This is a genomic window from Paenibacillus sp. V4I7 (assembly GCF_030817275.1).
Taxonomy (GTDB): domain Bacteria; phylum Bacillota; class Bacilli; order Paenibacillales; family NBRC-103111; genus Paenibacillus_E.
In genome coordinates this window covers 7,038,531-7,059,013 of the sequence record NZ_JAUSZD010000002.1, presented here as the reverse complement: position 1 = coordinate 7,059,013, position 20,483 = coordinate 7,038,531, and the positions used below count along the sequence as shown (strand labels likewise).

Genomic DNA, 20,483 nt, shown 5'->3' with positions numbered 1-20,483 from the left:
ACGTCTAACGTAGCCATGCACATGATAACTTTACGCAAGTTTCGTATCTAGTTTTCAGGGTGCAAGACAGCCTGAACAATGTTTTCGATGTTTCCTGGCAGAAGCATCCCGTTTGGTGATGATGGCGGAGGGGACCCACGCGTTCCCATCTCGAACACGACCGTTAAGCCCTCCAGCGTCGATGGTACTTGAACCGCAGGGTTCTGGGAGAGTAGAACGTTGCCAAGCAAAAGATAAAGCCTTTTTGAGAGAAATCTCAAGAAGGCTTTTTTATGTGCGCCCAGCATGGGCGCTATCTCTAGGGTTCAAGTCCCGAATGGTGAAGGCAGTAGTAGCCATAGCTTAAGGCAAGGGTGTCCATCGCGAGGTGGAATCTGAAGGAAGCCGGCGGCAAATCTCCGGTCTGAGGAACACGAACTTCATATAAGGCTAATGTACGTTGGATGAGACTGCATAACAAGTTAGAATCCTTACTGCCAAAGGCGTACGAGAGTAAATGAAGCAGATAGATGGAGAGGAAGATAGCGCTCTTACCTGGGGAGATCTGTACGGAACGCGGAGCAATCTCCATAACCCTACTTGTGAAAGTAGGCTGAGCGTACAGAAGTCAGCAGAAGCCATAGTACGCTTCGGTTGCAACACGAAGCGGAAGGGCTGAACATGAAGTTGGTATTTGTACATCAAGGCGTTCAGGATGAGTGATGAAAGCAGAAAATCTGAAAGGACCTGACTGGAGAAGGAAACGGTGAATCCCGTGTGGGGCTTCGGCAGGGCATAATTCATCTTGGCACAAGAGGAAGGTACAAATCACGTAAGGAGTTGTAGAAATGCTAGAACATTTGCTGTCACGGGAAAATCTCCTTGAAGCATTAAAACGTGTGGAGGCGAACAAAGGAAGCCACGGCGTAGATGGTATGTCCGTAAAATCCTTACGAGAACACATCAAACAAAACTGGCAGACCATACGGCAAGCGATAGAAGAAGGAACCTACCAACCTAGCCCCGTGCGTCGGGTCGAAATCCCGAAACCCAGCGGCGGAGATGTGAGGTTGTTAGGTGTACCTACCGTAACAGATCGAATGCTTCAGCAAGCCATCGCCCAGGTGTTAACACCACTGTTTGATCCACAGTTTTCCGAGCACAGCTATGGATTTCGTCCTAAAAGGCGAGGACATGATGCAGTAAGGAAAGCTAGAGAATTCATGAAAGAAGGATATCGTTTCGTAGTCGATCTGGATCTGGAGAAATTCTTTGACCGCGTCAATCATGACCGACTCATGATGAAGATTTCGGAGAAAGTAAAGGACAAGAAAGTTCTTCTGCTTATCCGCAAATACCTTCAATCGGGCGTGATGGAGGACGGAATGGTTAAACCGACATCAGAAGGAACGCCACAGGGCGGTCCGCTCAGTCCGTTACTATCCAACATCGTACTGGACGAACTGGACAAAGAACTAGAGAAGCGTGGACACCGATTCGTCCGCTATGCGGACGACTGCAACCTCTACGTGAAAACGAAAAGAGCAGGCGAGCGAGTAAAGGCATCCGTAACCCGATTCATCGAGACAAGGCTGAAACTCAAGGTAAACCAAGCTAAAAGCGCGGTGGACCGACCATGGAAACGGAAGTTTCTCGGATTTAGTTTCAGCGTGAACAAAGAGCCGAAGGTGAGGATTGCCAAGCAATCCCTACAAAAAGCGGAGGCTAAGATTCGAGAGATAACGTCTCGAAGAAAGTCGATGAAGATGGAAGAGCGAATCAAGGAACTGAACCAATACCTTATCGGATGGTGCGGGTACTTCTCGCTTGCGGATACGCCAATCGTCTTTCAAAGATTGGACTCATGGATTCGAAGAAGGCTACGAATGTGCCTTTGGAAGCAATGGAAGTTACCAAAGACCAAAGTAAAAAGGCTGTTATCTCTAGGAACTCCTAAAGATAAGGCCTTTGAATGGGGGAATACCCGTAAAGGGTACTGGCGTATTGCAAGTAGCCCAATTCTACAACGAGCATTGGATAACCAATATTGGAAGACCAATGGTTTGAATAGCCTGTTGGACAGATACAACTCTTTACGGAATATTTCATGAACCGCCGTATACCGAACGGTATGTACGGTGGTGTGAGAGGTCGGGGGCTAGCCGCCCCCTCCTACTCGATTGTTGATTTTATTGAATTGTACGTAAATGCATGATTATTGGCTTGTGTTGTGTTGTGTTGTGTTTTCGATTTTTGGTTTAAAGTAGATGTATGGTTTAGTCTTTCCTTGCCTTTAAAAGTTGTACACCGTACAATAATTTCGTTGATTTTATACCTACTATCTACTAAGTTGTTTATGTTGTATGTTGTACAACAATTTTAGCCGTATTTCAGGCTATGCTATGGAGCTAATTTTGATAATAATGTTGTATTTTTTTACACCATTTTCTTAGATAACACAGATAGCTTGCTTAAATGTTGTATAACCTACAACTTTGCCTGCATGGAACAAAACCTTATAGCCGCAAAAGTTATTTTGGGTGACACTCTTGCCTAAGATGACGAGTAAGTTGATTCATTCGTCCTTTGAACAAGCAAACAACAACAAATAAGAGCCAAAGGCTCTTATTTGCATTTTAATAACAACTACTGCATGTAGCAGGAGGTGTCCTTATCTGTGATCTTAATCAGCCCAGCTTTGCGGTACGGGCGAAACCGGAAAAGCATCCACAGTCGCGGCATGAGCATCCAGAAGTGAAAAATTGTGAGATGGATTAACCATTTGTCGGGTATCCATGGATAAAGAAGTGTAATCATAGCAAGGCCAATCCAAAATAAAGTAAGCTGTATTCTGGATACCAGTCGAATGGAGGCATTTCCTTCTGGTAAGAATCCACACCAAAAAACACCCCAACGGTAAGACCAGCCCCTCATTGCCATTCCAATTGTAAACTGAAAATAGATCCGGATGAGCAAAGAATGGAAGATAAGAAGAAGCGGATAGCTAACTAAGAGCGGCAGCCAGTTCGAAGGGTCAAATTTGTAAAAGACCGTTAGTAGCAGCAGCATAAAATAAACAATTATTTTATACAAGGAATGATATATTCGCTTCATTAAAGTATAGCTATAAATGGTAGATTGTTTGGAGAGATTTGGTTCCTGTTTAGTTGACATGCTGATGACCTCCGCAAGGCGGTTAACCTGATATAAGACTATATCGGCACATGCCTTCCAAAATATGAGCGTTTAGCTAGTTTAGGAGAATTGTGAATCGGAGATACTAATAGTAAAAGATCGTGGGGTGATCATATGGAGGAGATCCGAACAGGGGTATGTATGATCTGCGAACAGCAGCGGATTGGCGGAATTCATATTATAATGGCTTTTATCTGCGATGAGTGCAGCAGTGAAATGGTCAAAACGAATGTAAGTGATCAGAAATATCCGTTTTTTGTGAAGCAGATGAAGAAAGCATTTTATATGGGCAATTCGAAACAATATATGAACTAATGGGAGAAGCTTCTTATGGAAGCTTTTTTGTTTTTTTAGCGTCAATCCACTACTATAAGGGTATAAAATAGAAAGCTCAAGGAGTCGTGTCAACATGAGCAGCCAGCATTCAAAACAGTTACGTGCGCCGCTTTTTGAAGCAATTGTCGCCCATCACGATAAAAACCCTGCAAGTTTCCATGTACCTGGTCATAAATCCGGCCAAGGCTTGTTAGATGAAGGGACAAGCTTCTTAAAGACGGTAATGTCTATTGATTATACAGAAATTACGGGTCTAGATGATTTACACCATGCAGAGGGTGTCATTAGTGAGGCCGAGCAGCTAGCGGCGGATTGCTTTGGAGCTGAGGAAACGTATTTTCTGATAGGTGGGAGTACGGTTGGTAATTTGGCCCTGATTTCAGCCGTATGTGAGAAAGATGATATTATTCTTGTGCAGAGGAATGTACATAAATCGGTCATACATGGGCTTATGCTAGCCGGTGCCAAGGCAGTTTTCATAGCTCCTGGTATTCATACGGAAACAGGTGTGGCCACAAGTTTATATATTGAAGATGTAAAGCAAGCATTAGTGCTGTATCCGGAGGCTAAGGGGCTTTTCCTAACAAACCCGAATTACTACGGCATGGGTGTCAATCTCAAGCCTTTCGCGGAATTGATGCATGCACATGGGAAGCTGCTGCTCGTGGATGAAGCGCATGGTGCGCATTATGGATTCCATGATGAGGTGCCGGATTCCGCTTTATCACAAGGGGCTGATGCGGTGGTACAATCCACGCACAAGATGCTAACGGCAATGACCATGGGGGCTATGCTGCATGTCCAAGGGCCGCGGATAGACCGAAGGGCTATCCAACTGCTGCTTGCTATGCTGCAGAGCTCAAGCCCCTCTTATCCTATAATGGCTTCACTAGATTTGGCAAGAAAGAGGATGCATATCGAAGGCAGGGACTGGCTAGAACAGGGACTTGCTGTTGTAAAAGAGTTCAGGTCGCTTCTTGATGGGCTTACCTCATTCGGTTATCACCCAAGAGAGCTTCCGGGGAATGAGAGTCAAGAGGGTCAAACTGCAGATCCGTTTAAAATGGCCATCTATGATGTGACGAATACGTTATCTGGCACCGAACTCAAAGAGAGGCTAGAAGCTCAAGGCTGCTTTGTCGAAATGACGGACGGGCGTCAAGTACTTCTTGTATTCACCCCTGCTTCAACCAGAGTGGATATGTTAAGAGTTGTCGAAGCATTAACTAACATTTGTTTGGACGTTCCCGTACAAAAGAAGGAACTTCAAGCGCCTATCTCGAATATACTTAAATTACCCTACTATACATCAATCTCTTCTCCAGTTGCTTTTGAGATAAGAGATATCTCCAAAGCATCACGAGCAGAGGGGTCGTTTAGTCAGGTTAGTGTTCAGGAGTCAGTCGGGAAGCGTTCTGCGGATATGGTAATCCCTTATCCACCGGGAATTCCCTATTTATACCCTGGCGAAATCATCTCGGCTTCCGTGGCCGAAGCCTTATTGCAATTGGCTGCAAACGGAATCAAGTTTCAAGGAACAGAATTTGGGCAGACACAAAAGCTAAAGATATACACATAAACCATTATATGATCTGGTAAAGCAGCATGCAGGAGGAAGCGTGAACGGAATATTTATAACGTTTGAAGGGCCGGACGGCGCTGGGAAAACTACACAGCTTAAGAAATTGGCTGAGGAGCTTAAGAAACAAGGACATGATGTCCTCGTAACGAGAGAACCGGGCGGAACGGCAATCAGTGATCAAATCCGCAGTATTATTCTTGACCCTGTGAATAAGGAGATGGTGGATCAAGCGGAAGTATTGCTTTATGCAGCATCGAGAGCACAGCATGTACATCAGTTAATTCTTCCAGCACTCGCAGCTGGCAGAATTGTACTATGTGATCGTTTCATTGATGCAAGTGTCGCTTATCAGGCTTACGGGCTTGGCGTAGATGTAGATATGGTTAAAGCCATCTCGCGTTATGCCAGTTCAGGATTACAGGCTACCCGAACATACATCTTAGATGTGCCAGTAGAAGTAAGCTTGGCAAGACTTCACCATAGAGCATCGGGCACAGGCGTGAATGCCCAGCAGTTGGATCGCATTGAACAGAAAAATGTAGATTATCATAGCCGGGTTCGGGAAGGTTTTCATCAGATTGCAGCTGATCATCCTGAACGAATACGAGTTGTTAATGCAAACCGTAACGAAGAGGAGATTGCAATAGAGATAAGGACGGATTGTAATCGTTTGCTCGAGGAACATATTTCCGGCTAAAGCAAAAAATCCATTCTTAGTTTATAATAAAAAGGAGGAATCACCCATGAAACTAGTCGTAGCCGTTGTACAAGATAAGGACAGTAACCGTCTCTCAAATGCTTTAATTAAAGAAGGGTTTCGCGCTACGAAGCTGGCAAGTACCGGTGGATTTTTACGTGCGGGAAACACGACTTTTATGATTGGTACGGAAGATGAGAGGGTGCAAGAAGTCATGCAGGTCATTCGCACCAATTGCAAAATTCGGGAACAGCTTGTTACACCGGTTTCTCCAATGGGAGGAACGACGGATTCTTATATTCCATTTCCAGTGGAAGTTCAAGTGGGTGGAGCCGCAGTTTTCGTATTGCCAGTAGAGCGCTTCGAGCATTACTAGGTTCAATCAGACATACACAAGGATGGATGCGTCTTGAAAATTAATCCGGGGTGGCAGCCCATCGGTAAGAACGTCAAAGTGAATGAGAACGTCCCGCCGCCACAGATGGCCCCCCGGAATTTCTCTGACATTATGCAGCAGCAGGATGAGAAATTTACGCAGGAGCAATTATCCAAGATGGTGCAGCAAATTACGCTGCAAGGCGATCGTCTGTCGCGGGCAATGACGGTGAGAGAACTTCTGCAATACAAGCTACTGATTAAGCAGTTTTTAGAGGAAACCGCTCGCCGTGGTGTCAATTTAAGAGATACGAAGGGTTGGGATCGTCGCGGCCGTTCGAAACGATATAAGCTTTTGGAAGAAATCGATCTAGAGCTGCTTTCCTTAGCAGATGAATTGCTAGAAAATGAGCAGGGTCGAATCGAAATTTTGCACAAAATCGGAGAAATCCGAGGGATGCTGATTAACTTGTTATTTTAAAATATAAGAAAATAGTTGTTTCACGCTATATATATTTCTGGGTAAACGCACTCGTCCTGGAAGGACAGTGTAGCCGTTTATCCTCGGGATGGAGCGTATTTCTAATGTCCTTTCAAGCCATACCGGGTCAAACAGCGGCTAAGCAGCTTCTGCAGAACGGGCTGCGGCAAGACAAGCTGTCTCACGCCTATATTTTTAGTGGGCCAGTAGGAACTGGACGCTCGGAGATGGCCATTGCTTTGGCTAAAGCTATCTACTGCCAGCACGGGATCGATGAGGCATGTGGTGAATGTTTGGAATGCCGTAAGGTCGAGCATCGTAATCATCCGGATCTACATATGGTTACGCCAGATGGAGCTTCGATTAAGATCGAGCAGATTCGTGAGCTGCAAAAGGAGTTTGCTTACCGTGCCACAGCCTCCGGAACTAAAATTTATATCCTGTATCATGCAGATAAAATGACGGTGCAGGCTGCTAATAGCTTGTTGAAGTTTCTAGAAGAGCCGACCTCACGTGTGGTCGCGATTCTCATTACAGAGAATGGCAATGCCCTGCTGCCAACGATTCAATCGAGGGCACAGTGGATTAATTTCACGCCAATGCCGCGTGAGCAAATGGTCTTGACGCTTTTACAAGAGGGTCATCCTGCGTCGCTTGTGCAGCCCGCCACACATTTAACGGCAGGATTGCAAGCAGCTAGGGATTTAATTGCTGCGAATTGGTTTGCAGAAATGAGAACCGTAGTGTTACAATTAGCTAAGGAGACGCTCACACGTTTTCCTACTTCAATGATTACGGTACAGCAACGGATTGTAAAAACGGAGCTAGCGGATCATATGTCGAGTCTTTTCGATTTATTGATTCTCTGGTTTAAAGATATGGTGCAGTTGCGCCTGGAGCGCAAAGATAAGCTTGTTTATAATGATCAGCTGGACTGGATGAACTCCCTCGCGTTCAGCCGGGATGTCTCAGTATGGGTGCGTATGATGGAGCAAGCCGTAGATCTACAAAAACGACTGCGTTTCAACGCCAATTCTCAGCTGGTTATAGAGAAAATGCTCGTGGAGATGCAGGGGGTGTAAGATGTATTCGGTAGTTGGTGTCCGCTTCAAGAAAGCGGGTAAAATATATTATTTTGATCCGATTGATTTGCCAATTGAGAAAGAAAGTGCCGTAATTGTTGAAACCGCTCGCGGAGTTGAATACGGCAAGGTTGTCGTTGGAAAGAAGATTGTCAAAGAAAATGACGTCGTTCTTCCTCTCAAAAAGGTGATTCGCATTGCGGATGACTCAGATGCTGATTTAGTTGAAGAAAATAAGAAAGCAGCCAAAGATGCGTTCCAAACGTGTCACGAGAAAATTAAAGACCATAGTCTTAAGATGAAGCTCGTAGACGTAGAGTATACCTTTGATCGTAATAAAATTATTTTTTATTTTACGGCTGAAGGGCGCGTTGATTTCCGCGAACTCGTGAAGGATTTGGCGAGTATTTTCCGGACCAGAATTGAACTGCGTCAAATTGGCGTACGGGATGAAGCGAAGATGCTTGGAGGTATAGGTCCGTGTGGGCGAATTCTATGCTGTTCCTCGTTCTTAGGTGATTTCGAACCCGTATCCATTAAGATGGCGAAAGACCAGAACTTGTCACTTAACCCAACGAAAATTTCGGGATTATGCGGACGGTTAATGTGTTGTTTGAAATATGAACATGATAACTACGAGAGCGCGAAGGATTCACTGCCAACTGTAGGTAGACAAGTAATCACTTCTTTTGGGAATGGTAAAGTACTTGGATTGAATATCAAAGAACGTACAGCTAAGGTTCAATTGTTTGACCTTGGTAAAGCACTTGATTTACCTTTCGATGATGTAGTTGAACAAGAGTAGAGGCATAGTATCCAAGGAGGCGCTGGCCAGTAAGCATGCATGGCACTAGAGGTGAAAGCGTGGATAAACAAGATATTTTTGGACAAATAGATGGGATCGAAGAACGAATGGGTGCCACTTATGCCGAGTTGGGTGCCTTAAAGAAACAAATTATTAACCTCATCGAAGAAAATAAGAGATTAAGCATAGAAAATCAGCAGCTCCGCAAACTGATCCGACAAGAGGAAACAATTGTCGAGCAGCCTGTAGGAGAGGCGGAGGAACCACTTCCGTTACCTGGAGCAGGTTATGATAATTTGACTCGCTTGTATAATGAAGGTTTTCATATTTGCAATGTATATTATGGACACCTTCGGACCGAGGGAGATTGTTTGTTTTGCTTATCCTTTTTAAATAAATAAGTGATTTTGACCGTAGGGGTGTATGCCTTACGGTTTTTTTCCATAATAAGCAGACCCGAAAGGAAATGACGGAGAATACGTATGAAGCAAGTACAGTTACGACCTACCGAACGAATTGATGATTTATTGACGTATGATTTGAAAATAATTCAAAGTGATGAAGTGTTCAGCTTTTCACTAGATGCCGTCCTGCTAGGCCGGTTCTGCAGTGTGGCTCCCAAGGGGCGCATGATTGATTTATGTACTGGCAATGGGGTCGTCCCCCTGCTCTTAACAACGCGGACACGCGCTGAGATTTGGGGTGTTGAAATTCAAGAGCGGCTCGCGGATATGGCGGTTCGCAATGCAGAGATTAATGGATTAGAGGACCAGTTACATATGCTCCAGGGGGATCTGAAGAACATTCACGAAACCTTAGGTCATGGCCAATTTGATGCCGTAACGGTGAACCCTCCCTATCTGCCTGTGCCTAACGGTGAGCAGAACGCCAATGAGCATTTCGCTGCGGCTCGTCATGAAATATATTGCAACTTGGAAGATGTCATTGCGGCGAGCGCAAAGCTGGTGAAGGCTGGCGGTAAGGTGGCGATGGTCCACAGGGCTACGCGTTTAATCGATATCTGCTGCTTAATGAGGCAATATCGTCTTGAACCGAAACGCATTCGCTATGTGCACGCACGTGCTGGGGAAGAAGCAATGATGGTGTTGATCGAGGGAATGAAGGATGGAAAGCCAGAGATCCGTACCTTACCGCCGCTTATTGTTTATGATGAGAATCAAGAGTACAGTAAAGAACTGAAAGAAATTTACTACGGGGGCAGAAGCTCCTTAGAGTTTTCGTAAGAAATCTAGCTACGTAAGCATAATCTTAGAATTTTCGTAGAAAAAAATAACAACATATGCGTAAGTATTATTTAATTATCGTAACTTCGTAAGATAATCATAAAAAGTGAAGAGGGAACTAACAGTGAGCTTGAATGTGCAAAAGAGCTATCGCGAGGATGGAAGCGGCGTTGGCACGCTATACCTGGTTGCCACACCGATAGGCAACCTAGAAGATATGACCTTCCGTGCGATTCGCACCCTGAAGGAAGTGAGCATGATTGCCGCTGAGGACACGCGGCAAACACGCAAACTGCTGACGCACTTCGAGGTCGCTACGCGACTCGTCAGCTATCACGAACACAACAAGCAAGCAAGCGGACCCGAACTCGTCCGCTTGCTGCTTGAAGGGCAGAGCATCGCGCTAGTCAGCGATGCAGGGCTGCCGGCCATCTCCGATCCAGGTTATGACCTGGTGAGGATGGCCGTAGAGCAGAGCGTGCCGGTGGTGCCTATCCCCGGCGCGAATGCGGCCCTGTCGGCGCTGATTGCATCAGGCTTGCCGACAGAGCGTTTCGCCTTCGTCGGGTTTCTCCCCCGGGAGAAAAAGGATCAGACGAAGGTGCTTGAAGGGCTGCAGCATGCGCAGGATACGCTGCTGTTCTATGAATCGCCGCACCGTGTAGAGAAAACACTTACCCGCATGGCGGAAGTGTGGGGGGTGGAGCGCCGGGTATGTCTCGCCCGCGAGCTGACGAAGCGGTACGAGGAGTTCCTGCGGGGTACTATCGCAGAGTGCCTCGCGCACTTAGAGCAGTACCCGCCTCAGGGCGAGTACTGCGTGATCGCCGAAGGCGCCTCGGAGAAGGCAGTCCGCGAAGCAGCTGATGGCTGGTGGGAGGCGATGACGCTAGGGGAGCATGTTGAGCACTACGAGCAAAGCGGAAGTGATCGTAAGGATGCACTGAAGTTGGTCGCGAGCGATCGTGGGCTTTCCAAGCGCGATGTTTACAATGCACTGCTCGAGCGCTAAAGCCGCGGGAAGTGCAGCGTTCCCGCCACACTCTCCGTTATATCATTCTCCGGACAAAAAAAGATCTCTAATTCGTGGCCGAAGCCAACAAATTAGAGATTAAAGGAGATATGAAAAAGGTTAGAATTACCAATAGGATAAGTGCTACTTCTATTATATACTACTTTTCTTATTTTGTCACAGGTGTTGGCATTTCTGCTAAACAAATATGACAAACAATTTTTCCTTTGAAGTAAGATACGTTTTCAGCATTACCACAGAAGATACAAGCAGGCTCATATTTCTTCAACATGATGCGCTCGCCATCTACATAAATCTCCAAAGCGTCTTTTTCACCAATACCCAATGTGCGGCGCAACTCGATTGGAATAACAACGCGACCCAATTCGTCAACTTTTCTTACAATTCCCGTAGATTTCATCATATATATAAACCCCTTTCGATTTTATCAAAAATTTATCAATATCGTCATGTTTCGACATATCTTCTTGCTTTATGATACCAACGATTCCCAAAATAGTCAACCATATTTTCGACTATTAAAGTAAGTTATTCAAAAAAAATTTAAATGTAGTTTCTGTTTAAAATATCAGAAAAACCAAGCAGAATAAGGAGATGTAAGGAATATATTACGTGTGTCTTCCTAAAAAAGTTTAAAATTACGAAGATAAAGGTTAGCCTAGTAAGACTGATAAATTGGAATTTGCAATTCGACATAATGCGACAAACGTGTCGAAGTAACGAAGAGAACTGTCGAAATAATTTAAATTTGCTAAAGAGAGAGGTTGTGAATGGATGAAGGAAGAGAAGGTTTTTAAAGATCCGGTTCATAAATATATTTATGTGCAGGACAATACGATTTGGGATTTAATTAATACGCGAGAGTTTCAGAGATTGCGCCGCATAAGGCAATTAGGCACCTCTTATTTAACTTTTCATGGTGCTGAGCATAGTAGATTCTCTCATTCACTCGGTGTGTATGAAATCACTCGGAAAATCATTTCACAATTCGAACGCAATCACTATGAGGATTGGCCACAAGAGGAACGTTTACTCTGCCTTTGTGCGGCATTGCTACATGATCTTGGTCACGGACCCTTCTCGCATTCCATTGAAAAAGCTTTTGGAACGAGACATGAAGATTGGTCGTGCAGAATTGTCCTTGGAGATACCGATGTGAACAAAGTCCTCAGTCGAGTGTCACCTGATTTTCCGAAAAAAGTGGCGGGCGTTATTTGTAAATCGTATAGTGAAGAAATTGTGGTTAGTCTTGTATCGAGTCAGTTGGATGCAGATCGTATGGATTATTTGCTGCGTGACGCCTATTTCACTGGTGTAAATTACGGCACATTCGATCTGGAGCGAATACTTCGTGTTATTAGGCCCTATAAGGGGCACATTGTTGTTAAGGAAAGCGGCATGCATGCTGTAGAAGACTATTTAATGTCCCGTTATCAAATGTACTGGCAGGTATATTTCCATCCTGTGACACGCAGTGCGGAAATTTTGCTGCACAAGATTTTTGCGCGTGCTAAACATTTATACGAAGAAAATTATTCGTTTGGATTTATGGTTGAGCCTATTTTGCATCTGATTCAGAATAAAATTACGTTGGAAGATTATTTACTATTGGATGAGTCTGTTATGCAGACGATGCTAGCTTTCTGGAGTAATGAGAAAGATCCTATTTTAGGCGATATGTGTAAACGGTTTTTGGACCGTAAGTTGTACAAATACAGCACCTTTGATGAATCTAGTCAACGTCAGATTAAGCTGATGGAAAAAGTGATGGCTGAGGTCGGATTCGACCCTACCTATTACATGGAAATTGATTTTCCATCGAATCAATCCTATGACGTGTACAGACCGGGTGAAACAGATGACAATTTGCCAATTTTTCTGCTGGATCATAAGGAGACATTAACGGAAATTACTCATCGATCTGAGATTGTGCAGTCCATCAGCGGATTCCAAATGGGTAAGCATCATGTTTATTATCCAGAAGAGCTGTTGGAACGCTTGAACGCAACCAATTATCCTGATTTATGGGCACTGCTAGGTGAGCAAGATTAACAAGATAAGCTAGAAAATAAGTGCAATAGAATATTTCAATTTAAGGGAGAACATAAATGCTAACGGATTCACACACACATTTAAATGCTGAACAATTTAATGAAGATCAAGATGAAGTGATAGAACGAGCGCTGGACGCCGGGGTGACAAGAATAGTAAATGTAGGCTTCAACCGGGAGACCATACCCAGTTCGATTGCCCTCGCTGAGAGGTACGATTTCATCTATTCTACGGTAGGGTGGCATCCTGTTGATGCTATTGATATGATGCCTGGGGACTTGGAATGGATTGAAGAGTTGTGCAAGCATGAGAAAGTTGTTGCCATCGGAGAAATTGGACTAGATTACTACTGGGATAAGTCGCCGAAGGATGTACAGCAGCGGGTATTTCGGGAGCAAATTCGTCTAGCGCGTAAATTGGGGATGCCCATTGTCATACATAATCGAGATGCCCATCAAGATATTTTGCATATTTTAAAAGAAGAGAAGGCCGAGGAAGTGGGGGGAATCATGCACTGCTTTTCAGGAAGCTGGGAGACGGCGAAGCAGTGTCTGGATATGAATTTTCATATTTCTTTTGGAGGTCCAGTTACGTTTAAGAACGCTAAGCAACCGAAGGAAGTGCTGGCGAAAGTTCCGTTAGATCGTTTATTAATTGAGACCGATGCTCCCTACCTGACCCCCCATCCTTTCCGCGGCAAGCGCAATGAAACCGGCTATGTTCGCTTGGTAGCTGAGACAGCCGCGGAAATTCGGGGGTTGACTTTGGAGGAAATAGCGGAAATAACAACGAACAATGCCATTCGATTGTTAGGTCTCAAGTAAAGCGTTTTTCTCGAACTTGCGACGAAGCACAATGCCGCAGCTGAAAGAGATGAAGATGAGACTGATTAGTGGAACGAGTAGATAGATTGGTGAAGAGCGAATCATAAGAGGAATTGTCAAGATACATAGCTCTAGAAGCAAGACAGACCAAATAATAAAGGCCAGCGAACCGGCTTTTGAATTCTGATTGAGCGGGTACATCTCCAGCCAGAACGTATAGCGATGGGCGCGCTCGAGAGACGATAACTGAACAAGGGAAATTAGAAGAGAAATCATGAAGATTAAACTCCTTGCAGTACCGCTGCTTGAAACGGCTATAGCTAGTACCCCTAACAAGGTGATACGCAGTACGATCGCGAACAGCTCCGTACGCAGCAATGTCTTCATATATAGGTACAAAAAGGTTGCATCTTGTCTAAAAGGTATGAACCGTGTCAGCCCGCTGATCCAACTTCGGCGGGCTATTCGCGTTCCCATTTGAGGCACATCGACGAACCAGCTGAAAAAGGCATAAAGCCGAGCTTGCTGCTGATTTTCCTTGGTGATCAAGTAGTCCCAACCGATGACGTATTTAGATACAAAATAAACGGCTGCTATCCATAAGAAAATAAGAAGCAGCGCAGCGCAACTTGCCCATAAAATGCTGGTTAGAAATTGCAGTGAAATGAGAGCGGTTGTTGCAATCCATCGAAAGCTAACCGAAGCTAATCTGGTGCGCTCATGGGCAAAGCGACTTTCCTGCCAACTCGCTAATAAATTAGCTATCTTTAATAGAAGAAGTAGTGCGAGCATCAGTAAGAAATGCTGCTCTGAAGCGCCGAGGCAGTGGTGATAAAGCGGCCATAAAATCACCCAGGCGATAAATGTCCAAAAAGCTTGCAGTGTCAAACTGTACATGAATCCACTTCGGAAATAAGCGCCCATTTGATGTTCGATCCGTAACAAAAACATGCGGTCTGCTTTCCTTACCAAGGTACGAATAGGGCTTGAAGATAGCAGAGGAACGAGCAGCAAAAGCACGATCCACAGATAGGGATAATCTGTCGGAAGACGCTGTAGTATTTTTGCATAATAATAGGAAGAAATGATGACAAGAAATAACACGAGACCGATGAAATTACTACGCGCTGCGTATTGCCAATAGCCCATGGATTCCTTCATATAATGTTCGAATCTTTGCTGCCATAAGGCACGGGTGTTGATATCCATATTGCTCATAAAGAGTCCCCTTGTACAAGCTTATAGAAAATGTCGTCTAGTGACGCTCCAGGGAGTTCGGTTTGCCCGCGTAATTCGACTAAATCACCCTGAGCAACCATACGACCTCGATGAAGGACAACGTAATTATCGCAATATTTTTCAATGGTTGACAAAATATGCGATGAGATGAGGAATGATGCTCCTTTATGTTTCATTTTCACCATTAATTCGAGTAATGAACGGATCGCTAATGGGTCGAGGCCGAGAAAGGGTTCATCGATAATATATAACGAGGGTTCGATCAGAAATGCGTTCATAATCATGACTTTCTGTTTCATTCCTTTGGATAAATGACTGGCGAAGCTGTTCAGCTTGTCCTTCATTTGAAACTGCTCCAAAAGGGAGCTGGATCGAGCCAAATAGTCGTCCTTCGACAAGCCGTAGGCCATAGCGGTTAGCTCAAGGTGTTCGCGGATCGTAAGCTCTTCGTAGAGCTCGGGGCTTTCGGGTACATAAGCGTATGTAGCACGATAGGACAAAGGATTTTCAGCTAAAGTCAGACCGTTAATTCGAATGGATCCTTTTTGCGGTTGAAGAAGGCCGAGAATGTTTTTGATCGTCGTACTTTTACCCGCGCCATTAAGTCCGATCAGACCCATCATTTCACCTTGACGGATAGAAAAGGTTAGGTCATGAAGAACGGGTTTTTTTGGTAAATATCCCCCATATAAAGAGTCAACTTGTAGAATGGAGCCCATCTCATTGCCTCCCTGATTAGCAAATTATTGGTATTTATGAATCACTTTCCTATACGAACATTATAAACAAATTTGTAATTTAAGCCTAGTTTTGGGGTGAAAAGTTGAAAAGAGTTAGTATACGTACGTTAAAGTGAGATATAAGTAGAAATAGAGCTATTTAATTGTTCATTTAAGCGAATTTTAGTCGATTTAGCCCTTTTTAGTAGGTGTTAATCCCTTTACAGGTTAAGATTAACAGCGTAATATACTTTTCATAATAACTTAATAACCAATTTGCCATTTTTCCATTCGCTGAGTTCCATTTATGGGAACGGGGGAACCACTGTAAGCTGAAGAAGCGTGCTTCTTGAGTGAACAGAGTGAGTAACAGGGGTGAATCTTTGAGTATACTTCGTATGCTCTTAGTAGGGCGACTCTCACGTCCGAATCCGTCAGCTAACCTCGTAAGCGTAAGAGAGGTAACGATTGTCGTGCGTGCTATTTGTGTATTTTACTATACAAACTAAGCCAGCGAGAAGAGTCCTCTTCTTGCTGGCTTTTTGTCTTCATAAAGGGCTATACACATTTCGGACGACTAATATTTGCCCGGAATTCATATGAATGTTGAATAGGCAAACTGGTGTGGGACGACCAGAAGGCAGCGGTTTAGCACCGTACTGCTGATGGCGAACACGTTAAGTTAAACTAAAAAACCTTAGTCGCGTCAAATCTAATCATGCTGTAACCTGGCGGCGAGGCTTTGAAGGAGGACCGAAGAAGTGGGCAGTATCTCTATTAGCGAGACCCATGTAAAACGATCATCCAGCATGTCCTTCGCATTGCGATGGAAGCATGAAAACTTGCGTTTGATTTTAAGCTTAGCCATAATTTCAATCGCAATGACTTTCATGTTTTTGGTGTTGTTGTACGGTACGGCTACCAAGAGCGTATCCGTGGTTGTGAATGGACAAGAAACCGTTGTGCATACGAAGCAATGGGTCCTGCAACGCCTACTGGATGAACAAGCCATAAAGATTGGTGAACACGATGAAATTTCTACTGCGCCAACGACAACAATCAAGGGTGGAGACAAAATTGTCATCGAACATGCCTCACCGATTCAATTGACTGCTGATGGAAAGACCACCACTGTTTACACAACTGCAAGAACGGTAGAAAGTGCATTGCAACGTTTACATATTGCACTTGGGGAGCACGATCGTTTAACTCCCGAACCGACAGCCTCTCTGAGCTCGGGCGATGAAATCAAAATCGTTCGTGTAAAAAAAGAGACGGAGGAAGTAACTGAGCCGATTGCGTTCGATACGGAAAAGAAGAGCGACGCATCGCTACTCAAAGGCAAAGAGCAAGTCGTCCAAGAAGGTAAAGAGGGCGTACTCTTGAAGAAGAAAGAAAAGACTTTCGAAGATGGTGTTTTAGTCGCGGAAGCAGTTGTGGGTGAAGAAGTACAAACAGAAAGTATTAATAAAGTTGTGTCCGTAGGTACGAAAAACCCTGTGGTTGTTCTCTCGTCTTCATCACCTAGTGTGGATGAGGTTTCGAAGAACGGTGTTACCTTTGGTTATAAACAAATCCTGAAGAATGTGAAGTTAACTGCGTATTCAGCAGGCGTTGCATCCACAGGTAAATCCGAAGGATCACCTGGTTACGGTAAAACCTATACAGGGACTACGGTGTCAGAAGGCAGAACGATTGCTGTTGATCCAAAAGTCATCCCGCTCGGATGGTGGGTATTCATCGAGGGCATTGGCTTCCGCCGTGCTGAAGATATTGGCAGCGGTGTGAAAGGTCAAATGATTGATGTCTACTTTGAAGATCATGGTTATGCCAATAAATTCGGGACGAAGCAAGGGTACACCGTGTATGTGGTAGGACCGAAAAAGCCGTCTGAAAATTAACGTGTAAACGTCTGTTTCAGAGGGAAGAATGTCATATATACGTTGCCAGGTGACGACCTGGGCGAAAGAAGAGGGGACCCCTCTTCTTTTTCTGCGTACTGGGAAGGGAACCGCTTATGATAAAAGAAGTGATTGTCGTCGAAGGCAAAGACGATACAGCTGCTATTCGCCGAGCGGTAGAGGCGGATACGATTGAAACAGGCGGCTCTGCGATCGGACAAGCGGTGCTAAAGCGTATTGCACTTGCGCAGCAGCGCAGAGGCGTTATTATATTCACGGATCCAGATCACGCAGGTGAACGGATTCGGAAGATTGTAGCAGCCAAGGTGCCTGGCTGCAAGCATGCCTTCATTACGCAGGAGCAGGCGGAGTATAAGGGTGATATTGGCGTCGAGAATGCGACGCCTGAGACGATCCGTCAGGCTCTTCAGAGCCTTCGCACGGAATATGATGGTGCGGTTTCACAGCTGACCATGGAGGATCTTATGGCCGCAGGGTTGATTGTTCATGTTGAGGCGGCTTCTCGCCGGCTGATTGTGGGTAAAGCGTTAGGGATTGGCTATTGCAATGGCAAGCAGTTTTATAAGCGCTGTGCGATGTTTCAAATCTCTCGTGAGGAATTTGAGGCGGCTTTGGAGCATTTGGAAGCTGATAAGTAGAATGGCTATTTTTCTCTATTCGTACAGACGGGAATTGAGCAGCAATTGTTGCACTTCTTGCAACAACTTCCAACTGAAAATATGTATTCATTCAGCAAGCTCTCATGAGCTTACATGACTATGCATGTAGAAATAAATTGCATGAGATTTGGGCAGAGTTTATTAAGTAATTGAATGATAATGAAGAATGTGAAATCCAGAACCTATAGATAATGAGGTCTATATCATGAATGTACCCAACAATGAAGTGATTGTAACAGCCGATGACGTGGCTACACCGAGTAAAACGAAACAAATTATTAAGAGAAATGGTCTGGTGCTCAAGAAGAGCTTGGGTCAGAACTTTCTGATTGACCAAAATATCCTAAGCAAGATTGTCATGGCGGCAGAGCTCGGGCCGAACAAGGCTGTGCTTGAGATCGGCCCTGGCATTGGGGCGCTCACGCAGCAGTTGGCCAAGCTCGCTGGCCGCGTCTTGGCCGTCGAGATCGATCAGCGTCTGCTGCCCATCCTGGACGAGACGCTAGAGCCTTATCCCCACGCTACTGTCGTCCATGGGGACATCTTGAAGACTGACCTGCCAGAACTATTCCGGCAGCACTTCGAGGGCATGGACGGCGTCAGTGTCGTCGCCAACCTGCCCTACTACATCACGACGCCGATCATCATGAAGCTTCTCGAAGAGAAGCTTCCCTTGGAGAATATCGTCGTGATGATTCAAAAAGAGGTGGCCGACCGCATGGCGGCTCGCCCGGGCACCAAAGATTACGGCAGCCTCAGCATTGCCGTGCAGTTCCACTGCGAGCCGGAGCTTGTCACGATCGTACCGCGCACCGTCTTCGTGCCGCAGCCGAATGTCGACTCCGCCGTGATCCGGCTGCGTGTGCGCAAAACCCCGCCGGTCGAGGTGGCGGACGTGGACTTCTTCTTCGCCGTCGTTGGGGCGTCCTTCGTCCAGCGGCGCAAAACCCTTTACAATAACCTAGCTGCGCGGTTCTTCACTAAGGAAAACAAGCCTGAGCTGGAAGCGCTGCTGCTCAGCATTAACATAGAGCCTTCGCGTCGCGGCGAAACGCTCAGTATGGAAGAGTTCGCGCGCTTGTCGTCTGCTCTTCGCGCGCACGGCTGCAAATAACCCGCACCAAATGCCTAGTCTCGCCATAGGATACCCCATAGGAGGGGATTTGTGCGATGAGGCAAGGAGACTTTGTAACCCGTAAATCCTATGGCGGAGACGTCATGTTTAAGATTGAGCGCATAGAGCAGCTGAAGGCTATCCTGCGAGGGGTAGATTATAGGCTGCTTGCGGATGCGCCGTTAGTTGATTTAACCATTTCAAATCCGACAGATGTTATGGATCATCCGCGATCGAGTTCACCCCGAATTTCGGGAATCACTCCGGCGTCTGGCGGTATCCCAGGTGCAGCTGCAGGAGAAGAACCAACTCTCTATAAACCATAAACAAAATACCAATAAAACCTACTTCGAAGTGCCTGGCAAAGTGCTGCACTTAGACGGCGATCCTACTTACTTACGTAAAAGTATGCAGATCTATGGAGAATTGCGTGTACCTGCCGAGGGGTTTTATATTCCTGAAGCACAAATGGCGGATGCTCTTCATAGGCTGCTTCCACAAATTAAGCCGGACATTGTTGTCATTACCGGTCATGACGGAATACTTAAACAACGTAAAGGTGGAGGTCCGAGCAATCTGACCAGCTATAAGAATTCACAAAACTTCGTGAATGCTGTTCAGATCGCTAGGCAATATGAGCGTAATCGGGACTCCATGATTATTGTGGCTGGTGCTTGTCAGTCTCATTTTGAGGCCTTACTGCGAGCTGGAGCTAATTTTGCGAGTTCTCCTGCTCGTATCCTCATTCATGCCTTAGATCCGCTTTGTATCGCTGCTAAGTTGTCGTATACTTCCGTGAAGGATACCATATCCATGCTTGATATCGTTGATTTGACGGTGACAGGTTTGGATGGATTAGGTGGGGTAGAGACGAAAGGTAGCTATCGCATGGGAGTTCCGGGTATTAAACATACGGAAGATCATGTTTAAATATTCCTATAGTACATGTAAAAACAACATGAATCGACAAAACATATGGTATACAATATCAACACTTACCTATCATTCGACTCCTTGGAGGGGGCTGACTGGGTAAGTGTTCTTTTTTTAGTGGAAAAGTGTGAATAATTTGCGAACTTTGGAGACAACCTGTAAGAGAGGGATTTCGAAAATTCAGCAAAAATGCCGTTGACAACAGGAATGTG

At 45.2% G+C, this 20,483-nt stretch carries 20 protein-coding genes, 1 rRNA gene, 1 pseudogene and 1 riboswitch; of the genes and pseudogenes, 18 read left to right on the top strand and 4 right to left on the bottom strand.

The genetic code is table 11. From position 1 onward, the window contains the following. The first annotated feature begins 111 nt into the window (after nt 1-111). Nucleotides 112-228 (top strand): 5S ribosomal RNA (rrf, locus tag QFZ80_RS33065). A 599-nt stretch (nt 229-827) separates the two neighbouring features. Continuing rightward, complete coding sequence (ltrA, locus tag QFZ80_RS33060; RefSeq protein ID WP_307562961.1) at nt 828-2,090, top strand: group II intron reverse transcriptase/maturase; 1,263 nt, start codon at nt 828-830, stop codon at nt 2,088-2,090. A 535-nt stretch (nt 2,091-2,625) separates the two neighbouring features. Here ltrA and QFZ80_RS33055 read toward each other — a convergent pair. Continuing rightward, nucleotides 2,626-3,153, bottom strand: a complete 528-nt coding sequence (locus QFZ80_RS33055; RefSeq protein ID WP_307551250.1) for a hypothetical protein — start codon at nt 3,151-3,153, stop codon at nt 2,626-2,628. 135 nt (nt 3,154-3,288) lie between these two features. Between QFZ80_RS33055 and QFZ80_RS33050 the strand changes: the two genes are divergently transcribed. The 10 genes from QFZ80_RS33050 to rsmI all read left to right on the top strand — a co-directional run bounded on the left by QFZ80_RS33050 (nt 3,289) and on the right by rsmI (nt 10,788). Then, nucleotides 3,289-3,489 carry a sigma factor G inhibitor Gin gene (locus QFZ80_RS33050; protein ID WP_307562959.1) on the top strand — a complete coding sequence of 67 codons (201 nt, stop codon included), beginning with the start codon at nt 3,289-3,291 and terminating at the stop codon, nt 3,487-3,489. A 94-nt stretch (nt 3,490-3,583) separates the two neighbouring features. Then, a complete protein-coding gene (locus QFZ80_RS33045) occupies nt 3,584-5,089 on the top strand; it encodes an aminotransferase class I/II-fold pyridoxal phosphate-dependent enzyme (protein WP_307562957.1) in 1,506 nt (501 codons plus the stop codon). Nucleotides 5,090-5,129: 40 nt separating this feature from the next. Next, nucleotides 5,130-5,789 carry a dTMP kinase gene (gene tmk, locus QFZ80_RS33040; RefSeq protein WP_307562956.1) on the top strand — a complete coding sequence of 220 codons (660 nt, stop codon included), beginning with the start codon at nt 5,130-5,132 and terminating at the stop codon, nt 5,787-5,789. Between the two features lie 46 nt (nt 5,790-5,835). Further along, nucleotides 5,836-6,165: a cyclic-di-AMP receptor gene (locus QFZ80_RS33035; protein WP_029198490.1), complete on the top strand. Its 330-nt coding sequence runs from the start codon at nt 5,836-5,838 to the stop codon at nt 6,163-6,165. A 33-nt stretch (nt 6,166-6,198) separates the two neighbouring features. Continuing rightward, nucleotides 6,199-6,645 carry a YaaR family protein gene (locus QFZ80_RS33030; protein WP_029198491.1) on the top strand — a complete coding sequence of 149 codons (447 nt, stop codon included), beginning with the start codon at nt 6,199-6,201 and terminating at the stop codon, nt 6,643-6,645. A gap of 104 nt (nt 6,646-6,749) precedes the next feature. After that, nucleotides 6,750-7,727, top strand: coding sequence for a DNA polymerase III subunit delta' (gene holB / locus QFZ80_RS33025; RefSeq protein WP_307562953.1), 978 nt, complete (start codon nt 6,750-6,752; stop codon nt 7,725-7,727). 1 nt (nt 7,728) lies between these two features. After that, nucleotides 7,729-8,532 carry a PSP1 domain-containing protein gene (locus QFZ80_RS33020; RefSeq protein ID WP_307551260.1) on the top strand — a complete coding sequence of 268 codons (804 nt, stop codon included), beginning with the start codon at nt 7,729-7,731 and terminating at the stop codon, nt 8,530-8,532. A 59-nt stretch (nt 8,533-8,591) separates the two neighbouring features. After that, on the top strand, nt 8,592-8,933 hold the full coding sequence (yabA, locus tag QFZ80_RS33015; RefSeq protein WP_029198494.1) for a DNA replication initiation control protein YabA: 342 nt from the start codon (nt 8,592-8,594) through the stop codon (nt 8,931-8,933). An 81-nt stretch (nt 8,934-9,014) separates the two neighbouring features. Continuing rightward, the gene (locus QFZ80_RS33010; protein ID WP_307562951.1) at nt 9,015-9,776 is read left to right on the top strand and encodes a tRNA1(Val) (adenine(37)-N6)-methyltransferase; all 762 of its coding nucleotides are present in this window, start codon (nt 9,015-9,017) and stop codon (nt 9,774-9,776) included. 124 nt (nt 9,777-9,900) lie between these two features. Continuing rightward, nucleotides 9,901-10,788 carry a 16S rRNA (cytidine(1402)-2'-O)-methyltransferase gene (rsmI, locus tag QFZ80_RS33005; protein ID WP_307562949.1) on the top strand — a complete coding sequence of 296 codons (888 nt, stop codon included), beginning with the start codon at nt 9,901-9,903 and terminating at the stop codon, nt 10,786-10,788. 169 nt (nt 10,789-10,957) lie between these two features. Here rsmI and QFZ80_RS33000 read toward each other — a convergent pair whose 3' ends face one another. Continuing rightward, on the bottom strand, nt 10,958-11,212 hold the full coding sequence (locus tag QFZ80_RS33000; RefSeq protein ID WP_028557356.1) for an AbrB/MazE/SpoVT family DNA-binding domain-containing protein: 255 nt from the start codon (nt 11,210-11,212) through the stop codon (nt 10,958-10,960). A 371-nt stretch (nt 11,213-11,583) separates the two neighbouring features. Here QFZ80_RS33000 and QFZ80_RS32995 point away from each other — a divergent pair, with 371 nt between their 5' ends. After that, nucleotides 11,584-12,861 carry an HD domain-containing protein gene (locus QFZ80_RS32995; protein WP_307562946.1) on the top strand — a complete coding sequence of 426 codons (1,278 nt, stop codon included), beginning with the start codon at nt 11,584-11,586 and terminating at the stop codon, nt 12,859-12,861. A 56-nt stretch (nt 12,862-12,917) separates the two neighbouring features. Continuing rightward, entirely contained in the window at nt 12,918-13,685 is a 768-nt protein-coding gene (locus QFZ80_RS32990; protein ID WP_307551268.1) for a TatD family hydrolase, read from the top strand. Here QFZ80_RS32990 and QFZ80_RS32985 read toward each other — a convergent pair. Further along, nucleotides 13,671-14,903 (bottom strand): ABC transporter permease, encoded by a 1,233-nt coding sequence (locus QFZ80_RS32985; RefSeq protein ID WP_307562944.1) that lies wholly within the window; start codon nt 14,901-14,903, stop codon nt 13,671-13,673. The genes QFZ80_RS32990 and QFZ80_RS32985 overlap by 15 nt on opposite strands. Further along, the gene (locus QFZ80_RS32980) at nt 14,900-15,643 is read right to left on the bottom strand and encodes an ABC transporter ATP-binding protein (protein WP_057303813.1); all 744 of its coding nucleotides are present in this window, start codon (nt 15,641-15,643) and stop codon (nt 14,900-14,902) included. The genes QFZ80_RS32985 and QFZ80_RS32980 overlap by 4 nt, the downstream gene beginning before the upstream one ends. Nucleotides 15,644-15,925: 282 nt before the next feature. Then, nucleotides 15,926-16,111, top strand: a riboswitch (cyclic di-AMP (ydaO/yuaA leader). A gap of 293 nt (nt 16,112-16,404) precedes the next feature. On the opposite strand from QFZ80_RS32980, the gene QFZ80_RS32975 reads away from it, so the two are divergent. From QFZ80_RS32975 to yabG, 4 genes and pseudogenes are all read left to right on the top strand, one after another. Continuing rightward, nucleotides 16,405-17,544, top strand: coding sequence for a resuscitation-promoting factor (locus QFZ80_RS32975; protein ID WP_307562941.1), 1,140 nt, complete (start codon nt 16,405-16,407; stop codon nt 17,542-17,544). A gap of 116 nt (nt 17,545-17,660) precedes the next feature. Continuing rightward, nucleotides 17,661-18,203: a ribonuclease M5 gene (gene rnmV / locus QFZ80_RS32970; protein WP_307551276.1), complete on the top strand. Its 543-nt coding sequence runs from the start codon at nt 17,661-17,663 to the stop codon at nt 18,201-18,203. 226 nt (nt 18,204-18,429) lie between these two features. Continuing rightward, the gene (gene rsmA, locus QFZ80_RS32965; RefSeq protein ID WP_307551277.1) at nt 18,430-19,338 is read left to right on the top strand and encodes a 16S rRNA (adenine(1518)-N(6)/adenine(1519)-N(6))-dimethyltransferase RsmA; all 909 of its coding nucleotides are present in this window, start codon (nt 18,430-18,432) and stop codon (nt 19,336-19,338) included. A gap of 56 nt (nt 19,339-19,394) precedes the next feature. Beyond that, a pseudogene (gene yabG, locus QFZ80_RS32955) lies at nt 19,395-20,268 on the top strand (sporulation peptidase YabG). Nucleotides 20,269-20,483 lie beyond the last annotated feature (215 nt).

What these genes read in the sequence shown, in the direction of transcription:
- QFZ80_RS33055 (WP_307551250.1), bottom strand. Translation starts at nt 3,153, where the DNA reads ATGTCAACTAAACAGGAACCAAATCTCTCCAAACAATCTACCATTTAT.
- QFZ80_RS33010 (WP_307562951.1), top strand. Translation starts at nt 9,015, where the DNA reads ATGAAGCAAGTACAGTTACGACCTACCGAACGAATTGATGATTTATTG.
- holB (WP_307562953.1), top strand. Translation starts at nt 6,750, where the DNA reads ATGTCCTTTCAAGCCATACCGGGTCAAACAGCGGCTAAGCAGCTTCTG.
- QFZ80_RS33020 (WP_307551260.1), top strand. Translation starts at nt 7,729, where the DNA reads ATGTATTCGGTAGTTGGTGTCCGCTTCAAGAAAGCGGGTAAAATATAT.
- rsmA (WP_307551277.1), top strand. Translation starts at nt 18,430, where the DNA reads ATGAATGTACCCAACAATGAAGTGATTGTAACAGCCGATGACGTGGCT.
- QFZ80_RS33045 (WP_307562957.1), top strand. Translation starts at nt 3,584, where the DNA reads ATGAGCAGCCAGCATTCAAAACAGTTACGTGCGCCGCTTTTTGAAGCA.
- QFZ80_RS32995 (WP_307562946.1), top strand. Translation starts at nt 11,584, where the DNA reads ATGAAGGAAGAGAAGGTTTTTAAAGATCCGGTTCATAAATATATTTAT.
- ltrA (WP_307562961.1), top strand. Translation starts at nt 828, where the DNA reads ATGCTAGAACATTTGCTGTCACGGGAAAATCTCCTTGAAGCATTAAAA.
- rnmV (WP_307551276.1), top strand. Translation starts at nt 17,661, where the DNA reads ATGATAAAAGAAGTGATTGTCGTCGAAGGCAAAGACGATACAGCTGCT.
- QFZ80_RS32990 (WP_307551268.1), top strand. Translation starts at nt 12,918, where the DNA reads ATGCTAACGGATTCACACACACATTTAAATGCTGAACAATTTAATGAA.
- QFZ80_RS33050 (WP_307562959.1), top strand. Translation starts at nt 3,289, where the DNA reads ATGGAGGAGATCCGAACAGGGGTATGTATGATCTGCGAACAGCAGCGG.
- QFZ80_RS33000 (WP_028557356.1), bottom strand. Translation starts at nt 11,212, where the DNA reads ATGATGAAATCTACGGGAATTGTAAGAAAAGTTGACGAATTGGGTCGC.
- QFZ80_RS32985 (WP_307562944.1), bottom strand. Translation starts at nt 14,903, where the DNA reads ATGAGCAATATGGATATCAACACCCGTGCCTTATGGCAGCAAAGATTC.
- QFZ80_RS33035 (WP_029198490.1), top strand. Translation starts at nt 5,836, where the DNA reads ATGAAACTAGTCGTAGCCGTTGTACAAGATAAGGACAGTAACCGTCTC.
- QFZ80_RS32980 (WP_057303813.1), bottom strand. Translation starts at nt 15,643, where the DNA reads ATGGGCTCCATTCTACAAGTTGACTCTTTATATGGGGGATATTTACCA.